7 protein-coding genes and 1 pseudogene are annotated in these 13,367 nt (G+C 76.6%); 3 read left to right on the top strand and 5 right to left on the bottom strand.

Features of this window, described 5'->3' with window-relative positions:
* Window positions 1-163 precede the first annotated feature (163 nt).
* Both OP86_RS25335 and OP86_RS25330 read right to left on the bottom strand, forming a co-directional pair.
* Window positions 164-1,438 (bottom strand): annotated as a pseudogene (locus OP86_RS25335) (SpoIIE family protein phosphatase); the annotation flags it as partial.
* Window positions 1,439-1,608: 170 nt separating this feature from the next.
* Complete coding sequence (locus OP86_RS25330) at window positions 1,609-2,982, bottom strand: NAD(P)/FAD-dependent oxidoreductase (RefSeq protein WP_078588451.1); 1,374 nt, start codon at window positions 2,980-2,982, stop codon at window positions 1,609-1,611.
* A 551-nt stretch (window positions 2,983-3,533) separates the two neighbouring features.
* Between OP86_RS25330 and OP86_RS33930 the strand changes: the two genes are divergently transcribed.
* Window positions 3,534-4,424 carry a TetR/AcrR family transcriptional regulator gene (locus OP86_RS33930; protein WP_051830587.1) on the top strand — a complete coding sequence of 297 codons (891 nt, stop codon included), beginning with the start codon at window positions 3,534-3,536 and terminating at the stop codon, window positions 4,422-4,424.
* Window positions 4,425-4,960: 536 nt separating this feature from the next.
* Window positions 4,961-7,039 (top strand): sigma-70 family RNA polymerase sigma factor, encoded by a 2,079-nt coding sequence (locus OP86_RS25320; protein ID WP_106973513.1) that lies wholly within the window; start codon window positions 4,961-4,963, stop codon window positions 7,037-7,039.
* Window positions 7,040-7,149: 110 nt separating this feature from the next.
* On the opposite strand, the gene OP86_RS25315 is transcribed toward OP86_RS25320, so the two are convergent.
* From OP86_RS25315 to OP86_RS38870, 3 genes are all read right to left on the bottom strand, one after another.
* The gene (locus OP86_RS25315) at window positions 7,150-7,854 is read right to left on the bottom strand and encodes a DsbA family oxidoreductase (protein ID WP_030059564.1); all 705 of its coding nucleotides are present in this window, start codon (window positions 7,852-7,854) and stop codon (window positions 7,150-7,152) included.
* 96 nt (window positions 7,855-7,950) lie between these two features.
* A complete protein-coding gene (locus OP86_RS36875; protein WP_157849833.1) occupies window positions 7,951-8,472 on the bottom strand; it encodes a universal stress protein in 522 nt (173 codons plus the stop codon).
* A gap of 552 nt (window positions 8,473-9,024) precedes the next feature.
* A complete protein-coding gene (locus OP86_RS38870) occupies window positions 9,025-11,166 on the bottom strand; it encodes an asparagine synthase-related protein (RefSeq protein ID WP_030255578.1) in 2,142 nt (713 codons plus the stop codon).
* Window positions 11,167-11,898: 732 nt separating this feature from the next.
* Here OP86_RS38870 and OP86_RS25300 point away from each other — a divergent pair.
* Window positions 11,899-13,326 carry an NsdA family TPR-like regulatory protein gene (locus tag OP86_RS25300; protein WP_030059560.1) on the top strand — a complete coding sequence of 476 codons (1,428 nt, stop codon included), beginning with the start codon at window positions 11,899-11,901 and terminating at the stop codon, window positions 13,324-13,326.
* The last annotated feature ends 41 nt before the right edge of the window (window positions 13,327-13,367 follow it).

Genomic DNA, 13,367 nt, shown 5'->3' with positions numbered 1-13,367 from the left:
CCAGCCCGAGCCGGGAAGTGGTGTTTCAGAGGATTGGCTGCCCCGGGACCGTCCGCGCCGATGCGTGTCCGGTGCTCCCTGCCAGGCAGCTCGAAGAACACTAGACCTCGGGGAGGGTCGAGTCAAGCCCCGGTTCCGGGCTCTCCCCCGGGCTCTCCTCGGTCGGCAGGTGGAAGGCCAGGACGGCGACGTCGTCGTCGTGCTCCGAGGTCACGCCCATGGCCCGCAGCAGCCGGGCGCAGATCACCTCGGGTGCGCCGACCGCGCCGGTCAGCGTGCGGGCCAGGAGGTCGAGGCCCTGGTCGATGTCCTCGTCCCGGCGCTCGACCAGGCCGTCCGTATAGAGGACGCCGGTCGTGCCGGGGAGCAGACGCAGGGTGTGGGAGACGTGCAGGCCGCCGCCGGTGCCGAGTGGGGGGCCGTTCTGCTCCTCGCTGCGCAGGATGGTTCCGTCGGGGCAGCGCAGCAGCATCGGGAGGTGGCCGGCCGAGGCGTAGGAGAGGGTGCGGCGCTGCGGGTCCCAGACGGCGTAGGTGCAGGTCGCGATCTGGTTGGCGTCGATCTCCATGGCGAGGCCGTCGAGCAGGCGCATCACCTCGTGCGGGGGCAGGTCGAGGCGGGCGTAGGCGCGGACGGCCGTGCGCAGCTGGCCCATGACGGCGGCGGCGCGCAGGCCGCGGCCCATGACGTCGCCGATGACGAGGGCCGTGCGCCCGCCGTCGATGGCGATGACGTCGTACCAGTCGCCGCCGACGGCGGCCTCGGCACCACCTGGCTGGTACGTCGCGGCGACCCGCAGGTCGGCCGGCTGGTCGAGCTTCTGCGGGAGCAGGCTGCGCTGGAGGGTGACGGCGGCCTCGCGCTGGCGGCGTTCGGCTTCGCGCAGGCGGGCGGCGGCGAGGACCTGGTCGGTGACCTCGGCGGCGAAGATCAGGACGCCGGAGGGCGGGCCCTCGGCGGGGGTGTCGGTGGTGTCGCCGGGGCCGAGCGGGACGCAGGAGACGTTGTAGTAGCGGTTGCCGGTGAGGCCGAGGATGCAGCGGGCCTTGACGCTGCGCGGGCGGCCGCCGCGGATGACCTGGTCCATCAGGGGCAGGACGCCCATGGTGCCGAGTTCCGGGAGGGCCTCGCCGGCGGGCAGGCCGGTGGGGCGCTCGCCGAAGAGGTCGCGGTAGGCGCGGTTGGCGTAGCCGAGCTGGTGGAGCGGGCCGTAGGTGACGGCAACCGGGGCGGGGATGCGGTTGAGGACCTCGCGCAGGTTCTGCGGTCTGTGCGGGTCGAGGAGTTCGGCGGTGGTGGTGGGGCTGGTCGGGTCGCGGGGGCTGGGTACGACGACGCCGTCGGCGGAGGGCGCGCCCTCGTCGGTGCCGGTCCCGTTGGACGGGGCGGCACGCCAGGGGACTCCGGTGAGCCGGGCGCTCCAGCGCATGAGGTTCAAACGACGGCTGCTTCCTCGTTTTCCAGGCATATCATCACTTTTTGTGTACGCATCAGTACACGGGGTAATGACAAGGTCGGGCTGATCCTGTCAGGCGGAGGCCCGGTTCCGGAAGTCGCGCGCCCGGCGTGGCCGCCCGACCGGCCTCCGGCACGCGTCGGCCGGGGCGGTCACCGAGGAGCATCCGGCCCGGCATCGGACGCCCGACCGGGCTTCGGGTCGAACCCGCCCTCGAAGGCCGAACGCGGGTGCTCCATCGCCCCCAGCGAGACCACCTCGCGCGCGAACACCCCGCCCAGCACCCAGTCCATCAGCACCCGCACCCGCCGCTCCGCGCTCGGCAGCCGCCGCAGGTGCCGTGCCCGGTGCAGCCACCAGGCCCGCCGGCCGGTGATCCTGGCGCCGCGCCGGGTGTGGGCGACGGCCCGGCGCGGGCCGAGCGAGGTCGAACAGGCGGCGGGGCCGGGCCGGTACGCGGCCAGGCCCGGCGCGTGCGGCCCGCCGTCCAGCGCGACCGCGATGTTGCGGGCGAGCAGCTCGGCCTGGGCGAAGGCGTGCTGGGCGTTGGGGGCGCAGGGGGCGCCGTCCGCGTTCGGGTCCGGCACGCCGGCGCTGTCGCCGGCCGCCCAGACCCCGGGCAGGGCGCGGCCGTCCGGTCCGACCGCCTGCAGGGTGGCCAGGCAGCGGACCCGGCCGACGGTGTCCAGCGGGAGGTCGGTGTCGCGCAGCAGCGGGGACGGCCGGATGCCTGCCGTCCAGACCAGGGTGCGGGCGCCGAAGCGGCTGCCGTCGGACAGTGCGACGACCCGGCCGACGGCGGACTCCAGGGTGGTGCGCAACCGGATGTCGACACCGCGTTCGCGCAGCTCGCGGAGGGTGTGTCCGGCGAGTTCGGGCGACTCCTCGGCGAGGATCCGGTCGGTCGCCTCGACCAGCACCCAGCGCAGGTCCTCGGCGCGGACGTTGTGGTAGCCGCGTACGGCGGTGCGGACCATGTCCTCCAGTTCCGCGAGCGCGCCGACGCCCGCGTAGCCGGCGCCGACGAAGACGAAGGTGAGCGCGGACTGGCGCAGCGCCGGGTCGCGGGTGGCGGAGGCGAGGTCGAGCTGCTCCAGGACGTGGTTGCGCAGGGCCACCGCCTCGCCGACGGTGGAGAAGCCGAGGCCGTGCTCGGCGAGGCCGGGCACCGGGGCCGTACGGGAGACCGACCCCGGGGCCACCACCAGGATGTCGTAGGGGAGTTCGATCGGTGCGGGTGGTTCGCCGGGGCCGGCGGCGTCGGCCAGCGCGCGGCGGGCGGCGTGTTCGATCGCGGTGATCCGGGCGGTGAGCACCCGGCAGTCCGGCAGCACCCGGCGCAGCGGGACGACGACGTGTCTGGGGTCGATCGAGCCGGCCGCGACCTCGGCGAGCAGCGGGTGGTACGTGAAGTAGGCCTGGGGCTCGACGACGGTGATCTCCACCTCGCCGCGCCGCAGCCGCTCCCGCAGGCCCCGCTGGAGGTGGAGCGCGGTGGCCGTCCCGGCGCAGCCGCCGCCGACGATCAGGATCCTGATGGTGCACCTCCTGCCGGTGTGACGTTTCGTCCCGGCCTCGCGGCCGGGGGTGTCCCCCCATCACGCACCCCTATGAAGGACCGGCGGGGGTGGTCTTGTCCACAGTCCGTACGGTGCTGGTTGCATCGCGAGTGGCCGCCGTGGCCAGTTGTGCTTGCTGGGCGACTTTCTGACGCACTTTCGGCCGCGAACAGCCGTGAACTATGGTCGGATTGTGTACTGGAGCGGCCGTCGCCATGACAATCGGCGGCGACGCACCGTGGAGCGGCCACTACGGCCAGTTCCAGCGTTGGCGTGAGAACCCGACTGGGCGGCGGTCATCCGGGGAAGGGTAGTTCCCGGACAGGGCCCCGGACGGTGCCGACGCGCCGAGCCGGACATGGGCCCGGCCCGGCGGCACGAACCGTGGTCACCGGAACCGGACGGGCGGCACGAGCGATGGGTCATCAGGTCATTTCTGACGGGCTGAGCTGCACCGGGGGGTGCAGGGGCGGGCTACGACAGGGTCCGGATTCGGACGCCTGCGGGGGAGAGTTGGGATGATGGAACAGGAGCAGGTGTTGGGGCGGGCGGGTGCACCGCAGGCCGGGCCGAGCATGGTGCCCGAGCAACGCGGCCCGGTGGACCTGCCGGCGCAGGCCGGGACGGCGCAGGCGGGAATGGCGCGGGCCGCCGTCCCGTACCGGGCCGAGCCCGTGCAGGCCGCCGTGCCGGTGCCGGGGGCCCGGCTGCGGGTGGACGCCCGGCGGAACCTGGAGAGCGTGCTGCGGGCGGCCCGCGAGGTGTTCGGCGAATTCGGTTACGGCGCGCCGATGGAGGAGGTCGCACGCCGGGCCGGGGTCGGGGTCGGCACCGTCTACCGGCGCTTCCCGAGCAAGGAGGTGCTGGTCCAGCGGATCGCCGCCGAGGAGGTGGCCTGGCTGACCGCGCAGGCGCGGGAGTCGCTGTACGGCGGCGACGGCGCCTGGGACGCGCTGGCCGGCTACCTGGCCCGGGCGGTGAGCAGCGGCGCCGGGCGACTGCTGCCCCCGGAGGCGTTCCGGTACGCGGAGGAGCTGGGCCGGGTGCCTGAACAGCGGGCCCCCGAACCGCCCGCCGCCGTCCGCTTCGACCTGCGCGGCGGGGAGGCCCGCCCCGGCGGGACGGCCGAGCCGTCGGCCGCCGACGCCGATCCGCGACTGCTGCTGCAACTGCTGGCCGCCCTGGTGGCGCGGGCCGGCGCGGCGGGCGAACTGCGGCCGGGCGTCACGGTGTCGGACGTGGTGCTGGTGCTGACCGCTTCGGTGCCGGTGCACGCGGGCCGTCCGTCGGTCTCGACGCCTGCGGCGAGCGGCTTCTCGCCTGTTTCCCCGCAGCCGGACGGTCAGCCTGCCGGCGGGCCCTCGGAACGGCTGCTGCAGATCCTGCTGGACGGTCTGCGGGCGCGCTGACACCTCACGACGGGTGCGGGCGTGCTGACCCCACGACGGGCGTGGTCTCCGCGCCTGACGGGCAACGGAGTTGGCCGGATCACCGGCGCGCGGGACGGGCGCGCGCCGGGTGCGTGCGTCGCGCGACCCATCGCCGCACACTGGGCGAACACATCCGCGACGACCCCACGGAAGAGTGGGGAACGGCCGGTCCGGCTACCGCCCGTCCCTGCGCTATGCCATCCTTTGCCCGTGGTTGGAGCCAATGTCCGAATGCGCGCCCTTCGCGCGCCGTCGGCGCCGTACGCCGGGGAACCGTGCGCCTACGCACTCCCGCGCGCCCTGCCACACTACGGGGGCTGTCGTGGAATCTGGGGTCCGTTGTGAGCGCCGAGGAACAGAACGACTACGGGTACGGCCTCGACTTCGGAGGCCCCTCCGGTAGTACCGGCGGGGCCGACGCGGGCCCCGGAGGTGTCGGCGGTGCCGTCGGACCGGCCCAAGTGCCCGGTGCAGCACCCGGTTCGGCCGCCGGACACGTCCCCGACCAGGCCGGGATGCCCAGCCGCGAATCGCTCTCCGCCTCCGCCGCCGCACTGCCCCCCGGCCGGGTGCCCGGCCAGGCCCCGGCAGGCCGGGGCGGCGTCGCCCCCGAGGCGTTCGTCGGCGAGCCGTACACCGGCGGCGGCCGCCCCGTCCGCCCCACCGTGCCCGCCCCGGCCGACCCGGTGGACGGTGAGCGCCCGGCCTCCGACGCCGAGTTGACCGCCCGGGTACGGGCCGGCGACGACACCGCGTACGAGGAGATCTACCGCCGGCACGCCGACTCGGTGCGCCGCTACGCGCGCACCTGCTGCCGGGACAGCTTCACCGCCGAGGACCTCGCCGGCGAGGTCTTCGCCCGCACCCTGCAGGCACTGAGGGCGGGCAAGGGCCCCGAGTTCGCCGTCCGCGCGTACCTGCTGACCGCCGTGCGCAACGTCGCCGCCGCCTGGCACCGCAGCGAGCGGCGCGAACAACTCGTCGACGACTTCGCCGTGTTCGCCCAGACCTCGGCCGCCGTGGTCGACTTCGACCTGGCCGACCCCGGCGCCGACGCCTGGGCGATGGCGATGGCCGACCAGCGGATGGTCATGCAGGCCTACGCCGAACTGCCCGAGGACGACCGGGTGGTGCTCTGGCACACCGAGGTCGAGCGGGAGTCCCCCAGGACCGTCGCGGTGATGCTCGGCAAGACCGCCAACGCCACCGCCGTCCAGGCCCACCGGGCCCGCGACCGGCTCGCCGCCGCGTTCCTCCAGGCCCACGTCTCCGGCAGCCAGGACAGCGCGTGCGAGGCGTACGCCAACCGGCTCGGCGCGTACGCGCGCGGTTCGCTGCGCAAGCGGGCCTCGGCCGAGGTCGGACGGCACCTCAGGGAGTGCGACCGCTGCACGGCCGCCTGCCTGGAACTGACCGAGATCAACACCGGTCTGCGCGCACTGCTGCCCGGCGGCGTGCTCGTCTGGATCGGGGTCGGCGGGTTCGGCGCCGCGGCGGCCGCCGTGGGCGGGGTCGCCGCGGTCGGCGGCGCGGCGGCGGGGACGGCGGCGGGGACCGCCGGGTCCTCGGGGGCCGCTGGTGCGACCGCTGGTGTGACCGCTGGTACGACCGCCGGTGCGGCGGGGGCCGGTGCTTCCGGCGGGAGCGGGGGCGGGGCCGCCGCCGTGGCCGGCGAGGGCCTGGGCACCGCAGCCAAGGCCGGGATCGCCGCCGCCGCCGCGGTGGCCGCGGCCGCCGTCGCCGCCTACGCGCTCACCAGCTCGCCCGAGCCGCAGCCCCCGGTGGCCGCTCCCCCGGCCACCAGCGCCCCGGCCGCCCCGGCGCCCCCGGCTCCGGCTCCGGCCGTGCCCGCGCCGAGCAGTGCCGCGCCCGCCCCGGTGCCGCCCGCGCCGGTGCCGCCCGCGCCGAGCCCCAGCACGACGCCCTCCGCCAAGCCCGCGCCGGCTCCGGCCGCCACCCAGGCGCCGAAGACCACGGCTCCCGCGCCGAGCGGCCCGCCGGCCCCGAAGCCGGCCACCGCGCCGCCCGTCATCCCGACGCCCGCCCTGCCGCCGGTGCCCACGCCCGAGGTGCCCGTCGTCCCGACGCCCACCCCGCCGCGCGTACCGACCCCGACCGTCACACCGCCCGCGCCGCCCGCACCCAGCGACTTCTGGGCCGACTCGCTGCCCGTGGCCAAGCCCGGCAACCACCGGGTGCCGCCGCCCGGGCCCAGCATCCGGCAGAAGGGCAGCGACAACTTCTGGCAGCGCGCAGGCGGCTGGATCGGCGGGGACTACCACCCCCACGTCATCACCGTGCACGCCCCGGCGACCACCCTGATCGACCTCAACCGCAGCTGCACGTCCTTCGACGCGGTGGCCGGGGTGGACGACGCCACGCCCTCACCGGGCGGAGTGGTCTTCACCGTCGAGGGCGGCGACGGCAGCACCCTGTGGCGCTCCCGCACGCTCGCCGCCGGCGACGACGCGGTGCCGGTGCACGTGCCGCTGGCCGGGCAGAAGTCGATCCGGCTGGTGGTCACCCCGGTGCACGGGATCTGGTCGGCGCTGAACGTCGCGGACTGGGCCGAGGCCCGCTTCAGGTGCACCTGAAGCGGGCCTCGGGTTGCGGGCTCCGGGCTCCGGGATCCGGGCTTCGGGATCCGGGCGGTGAGGGCTCGGAGCGCGCGGGGTCAGATCGCGCGGGGTCAGATCGCGCGGGGTCAGATCGCGCAGGAGCCGTCCGCGCAGGCCTCCCCGGCCGGGGCAACCTGGATCGGGGCGGGCCGGCGCTCGCCGATCTCGGCGGCGACCTGGTCCAGCACCTTGCGGAAGGTCTCGGCCTCCTGGCCGCCCTGCACCGCCCACTTGCCCTCGAACACGAAGGTCGGCACGGCGGTGATGCCCAGCTCACGGCCCTCGGCCAGCTGGGCGTGGACCTCGGCGGTGCCCTCGTCGCCCGCCAAGTAGGCGGCCACCCGCTCCCGGTCCAGGCCGACCGACACGGCGACGTCCGTCAGCGCGGCGCGGTCGCCGACGTCGACGCCGTCGGTGAAGTGCGCCTTGAGCAGCGCCTCCTTCAGCCGCCCCTGCGCGGCCGGGCCGTACTCGGCCTCGGCGAGGTGCAGCAGGCGGTGGCCGAGGAAGGTGTTGGCGTGCAGCGCGGCGTCGAAGTCGTACGTGATGTCCTCCGCGCGGCCCAGCTCCGCCACGCGCGCGTCCATCGCCACGGACTGCGGCCCGTAGCGCTCGGCCAGCCAGGCGCGGTGCGGGCTCGCCGTCGCGGGGGCGTCCGGGACCAGCTGGTACGGGCGGTAGACGACCTCGACCTGTTCCTTGCCCGGGAAGTCCGCCAGGGCCTGCTCGAAGCGGCGCTTGCCGATGTAGCACCAGGGGCAGGCGATGTCGGACCAGATCTCGACCTTCATGCGGGGGACTCCAGGGGGCGTCTTGTCAGATGTGTACGAGATGGGTGAACGATGAACCATCTCGGGACATTCCCGACAGCCCCCTGAGCTGCCGGTTCAGCCGGCGGGTGGCGCGGGGACCACCAGCACCGGGCACGCCGCATGGTGCACCAGCGCCGAACTCACCGAGCCCAGCAGCAGCCGGGTGAAGCCCCCGTTGCCCCGGGTGCCGACCACCAGCGTGTGCTGCCGGTTCGACGCCTCCAGCAGCACCTCGATCACGTTGCCCAGCACCACGTGCAACGACAGCTCCCCCGCGTACGGCGCCGGGCGCTGCCGCTGCACGGCCGCCACCGAACGGCGCAGGCCGTCCGCCGTGCTCTCGACCAGCGTCTCCACGCTCTCCTGCACCAGCTCCGCCATCCCCGGCGGATAGCCGGCCGGCGCCGGGTTCACCACGGCGAGGACGTACAACGGCAGCCCGAACAGCTCCGCCTCCGTCATCGCCCGGTCCAGCGCCCACAGCGACCCGTCCGACCCGTCGCACGCCGCCAGCACCCCCGCGGGCCGCCCCGTCGGCGGCCGCCCGAGCACCGACAGCACCACGGGCACGTCCCGCCCCGCGCTCCCAGCGGCCACCGCACACCCTCCTCGCCCCGGATTCACACCCCCGCCATCATGGCCCGGCCGGACTACGCCGTCGCCGCAACCGCGCCGTGGCGGCAGGCCGGGGGGCTGGCGCTGGCGAGGGGGCACGGTGGCTCGAAGGCACGGCAGGACGAGGGCTGAAGGTGCTGCCTGGGTAGTAGGGCGGCGGTATCGGGACTGCGGCGGGCCCGGCACTGCGGCCTGGGCGAGTGCCGATGGCTTCGCCGAGGCGGGCCTGCGGCGGGCAGGGCCGGGGCGGTCGGGGCCCGGCGTCGCGAATGCCGGCCCGGAGGAGCTCGGCGGCCCCGGCGGGCGCAGGCGGATCGGGGCGGCGGAGTGCCGTGGGCGCTGGGCCGCGACGAACCTGCGGGTGGCTGCCGGTCGCGGGCCGGAGAGCCGGGCCGGGTCCGGGGGTGGCGGGGCGGTGACGCGGCCGCTGGAATTCGGAGCGGGCTGGGATCGGTGGCGGCCCTCGGGCCCGGGGCAGGGCGGGGTCCCGGGGCTGAGCCTCCCGACCGGGTCACCGGCCCTCGGGCCCGGGGCTCAGGGGGTGAGGGCCGGGGGTTGGGGGTGGGGGAGGCCGGTCCAGCAGGCGCCGTGGCGGCGGGCGCGGATGCGGCGGAGCCAGAGTTCGGCGGAGACGAGGTCGGCGAGGCCGGCGAGGGCGGACGGGGAGAGGGGGGTGGCGGGGTCGGCGGAGTGGGCGAGGCCGGCGCGGACGGCGGGGAGGTCGATGAGGCCGGCTTCGGCGAGGAGGGGGGCGTCGAAGAGTTCGGCGAGGCCGTCGGCGGCGAGGCGCAGGCCGGCGCGGGCGGGGGCGGTGCGGTCGGGGCGGGGGGCGCGGCCCCAGTCGGGGGGCAGGTCGGTGCGGCCGGCGCCGGTGAGGACGGCGTGCAGCAGGGCGTGCCGGGCTCCGGGTTGGAGGCGGACGTCGTCGGGGAGCAGCCGGGCGGCGCGGACCACCTGGTTGTCGAGGAAGGGGGCGTGCAGCCGTTGGCCGGGCTGTTCGGCGGCGTGCACGAGCGTGCGGAAGGAGCGTGCCTGCCGGTAGAGGGCGTGCCGGGCCCGGTGTGCGCCGGGGTGTTCCTCGGGCGCCGGTCTGCGCGCCGCCAGGCGGAGCCGGAGGGCCACCGAGGAGAGCGCCTCGTCGGAGAGCCAGCGGGCGGCCGGGCCGGGCACGCACCAGGCGAGGTCGGCGGCCGAGCGGTCCCCCGCCGTGCCGCCGCCGTCCGGGACGTGGCGGGCGGTCAGCTTGGCGGCGGCCTCGTCCAGCGCCTCGGCGTAGCGGACCCGGGAGAGCCGGTGGGCGGCCCGGACCACGGTGAGCGGGGTGCGCAGCGCGCCGGCCAGGACGCCCGCGACGGCCCGGTCGGCCCCGGCCAACGCGGCGACCGGGGGCAGGAGTTCGCGCGGGCGGCCGGCCCGGATGAGGTCGGCGAGCCGGGCCGGATGGCCGTCGAGGACCTGGCGGGCGCCGTAGCCGGTGAGGTGGTCGCTGCCGCCGGCGCCGAAGCGGGCCTCGGCGCGGGCGGCGGCGACGAGTTCGGGCCCCGGTTCGTCGGTGAGCCGGCCGGCCTGCGGGTCGGCGCCCGGTCCGGCGTACGGGAGGGTGGCGGGGGCGGGGTCGAGCACGGTGTGCCGCAGTCGCGGGGTGTCGGGGGCCAGCACGAGGGTGGCCGGCGGCTCGGTCTCGCCGAGCGTGACGGCGGCCAACTGTTCGGGGGCGGCGGGTTCCTGGGCGGCGGCTCGGGCCCAGGAGCCCCGCACCGCGCCGCTCCTGGCCCCGGCGGCCGACCGGGCCGGTGCGGCCGCGGCGGGCACCGGCGGCAGCGGGACGGCGGCGGCGAGCAGGGCGACGGTCGCGGAGGCCGTGCCGTACGAGAGGTCGACGCCGAGCCGGGCCCGTACGGACGGTTCGGCGGCCGGTGCGGTGGTGCGGACCCGGGAGCGGACGGATTCCAGCAGGGCGCGGGTGAGTTCGCGGACGGCGGGCGCCTCGTCCCGGGGCTGCTCGGCGCCGGCCGGGTCGTCGTAGCCGGACAGGTACGGGCGGCCGCCGCGGATCCCGAGCACGTGGCCGGGCGGTACCTGCTGGACGCCCAGGTACGGGGTGCCGGTGCCGAGCGCCTCGGGGGCCTCGGGGCAGGCGAGGCGGGCGGCGAGGTGGCCGGTGTCCAGCGGGGCGCCGACCAGGTCGGCCAGCGGGAGGGCGGCGGTGGCGTACGCGGTGCCGTCGCCCCAGGGGGTGTGGAAGACGGGCTGGGCGCCGGCGAGGTCGGTGAGGAGCAGGGTGGAGCGGGTGCCGGTGCGCAGCACGACGGTGTAGCTGCCGGGCCAGGCGGTGAGGTGGCGGACGGCGCCGCCGCGGGCGGCGGCGAGGCCGGCGGCGAGTTCGGCGTCGGTGGCGCCGCAGTGGCCGAGGACGGCGAGCCGGGTGGTGGCGGGGGTGTCCTCGACCGGGTCGGGGGCGGTGGGGCCGGTGCTGACCGCGGCGGGGGCGCCGGGGCGGAGGGTGACCAGGCGGATCTCCTCGGGGCGCCAGTCGCCCACGGCCCAGAGCGGGTTGGGCCCGGTCCACAGGGGGCGCGCGGCGATCGGCGCCACCGTGCCGGGCGTCTCGTTCGTCCCGCGCACCGGGGTGCCCGGTCGGGGCGCGCCCGTGCACCAGCCCGTCAGCCACCGCATCGCGCCTCCACCGTACGAGGACCTGCACCCGCGCGGCGCGTCCGCCGCCGGGCGGGCGGCCGGGTGGGGTGTGCCGTGGTGGCCCGTGCGCGCGTCCCGGCGTGCCCCCGCGGATGGTCGCGCCGTCAGGGGACATCGTGCCACCGCTCGGCGCCGCTGTGGCCGGTGTTGCCGGATCCGCTTCGGGGAGCGGCCGGTTGGTGGCGTCGGCGCGACGGGGCGGGGCCTCGGGTCGGCTCGGCGGTGCCCGGTGGAGTCGGGCGGGCCGGGCCTCCCCCTCCGTGGCCCGGACCGCCCTCGGGGCGCCTTTGGCATGGGCATCGCGAGATGGCCGAAAGGCGTCGCCCGGCCCGGGAGGGCATCCGCATGCCCTCCCGGACTTCGCCGCCGCCCGCGGGGATTGAGGCGGCGGCGTCCCCCGGCCCGCCGGGTCCTCGACGGCGGGCCGACCCACGACCACCAGCGAATCGCCGACCAGCCGGTCGGGCCAGGGGGCACGGCCGGGCGCACATCGACACGGGACCGGAGCACGACGCTCCGGCGCGCGGCACGATCGGCCGGATCCGAGTGGTCCGGACCAACTGCCGTGCGGCGCCGCCGAGTGCGCGATCCCGCCATCCGGAATGCGACCTCTTAACCGTCGGAACGCGTCCGACTACTCTAGGTGCAGCAGCTACGGCCCGGTGCCGCCCGGGCCCCGCGCACAAGGCCGCAGGAGGTGCCGCCGCCACCATGACCGTCAGCCAACGAGGACCGAACGAACGGCTCGGCACGCTCCTGACCCTCGCCCAGATCAGCAACGCCGGACTGGCCCGCCGGGTCAACGACCTCGGCGCCCAACGCGGGCTGACCCTGCGGTACGACAAGACCTCGGTGGCCCGCTGGGTCAGCAAGGGCATGGTCCCGCAGGGGCCCGTCCCGCACCTGATCGCCACCGCGATCGGCGGCAAGCTCGGCCGGCCCGTCCCGCTGGAGGAGATCGGCCTGGGCGACACCGACCCGGCGCCCGAACTCGGCCTGGCCTTCCCGCGCGACGTCGCCGAGGCCGTCCGCTCCGCCACCGACCTGTGGCGGGTCGACCTCGACCTGCGCCGGGGCCCCGGCGGCGGCCGGTGGAGCGACAGCCTGGCCGGCACCTTCTCGGTCGCCGCGTACGCGACGCCCGTCTCCCGCTGGCTGATCACCCCGGCGGACGGCTCGGTGGCCCGCGAGGTGCCGCGCTCCCCCAGCGAGACCTCCTCCTACCGGGTCGGCCACTCGGACGCCGCCAAGCTCCGCGAGGCCGCCCAGGAGGCGCGCCGCTGGGACTCCAAGTACGGCGGCGGGGACTGGCGTTCCTCGATGGTGCCGGAGTGCCTGCGGGTGGAGGCGGCGCCGCTGCTGCTGGCCTCGTACAGCGACGCGGTCGGCCGGGCGCTGTTCGGCGCGACCGCCGAGCTGACCCGGCTGGCCGGGTGGATGGCCTTCGACACCGGCCAGCACGAGGCCGCCCAGCGGTACTACATCCAGGCCCTGCGGCTCGCCCGGGCCGCTGCCGACGTGCCGCTCGGCGGCTACGTGCTGGCCTCGATGAGCCTGCAGGCGGGCTACCGGGGCTTCGCCGAGGAGGCGGTCGACCTCGCGCAGGCCGCCCTGGAGCGCAACCGGAGCCTGGCCACCGCCCGCACCATGAGCTTCTTCCACCTGGTGGAGGCACGGGCCCAGGCCAAGGCCCGCAACGCGGCGGCGTGCGCGACGGCGCTCGGTGCGGCGGAGAGCGCACTCGAACGGGCACGCGCCGGGGATCCCGATCCGGCGTGGATCGACTTCTACGCCTACGACCGGCTCGCCGCCGACGCCGCCGAGTGCTTCCGCGACCTCGGAGTGCCCTCCAAGGTCCGGCAGTTCACCCGCGAGGCACTGGCCACGCCCACCGAGGGCTTCGTCCGCTCGCACGGCCTGCGGCTGGTGGTCTCGGCGATGGCCGAGGCGGAGGCGGGCAACCTGGACGCCGCGGTCGCCGCCGGGGAACGCGCCGTCGAGGTGGCCGGCCGGATCTCCTCGCAGCGCAGCCGGGAGTACGTGGTGGAGATGCTGCGGCGCCTGGAGCCCTTCCAGGGCGAGCGCCGGGTGCGGGAGTTGGCCGAGCGGGCCCGGGCGGTGACCGTCGCCCCGGCGTGAAGCGACGTGAGCAGTGAGGTCCGCACGATCTGACGGTAAAT

Origin of the sequence: Streptomyces novaecaesareae, assembly GCF_000716875.1 — a bacterium.
GTDB lineage: Bacteria > Actinomycetota > Actinomycetes > Streptomycetales > Streptomycetaceae > Kitasatospora > Kitasatospora novaecaesareae.
Note: the sequence above shows the minus strand (reverse complement) of the source record. Positions and strands in the feature narration are given on the sequence as shown.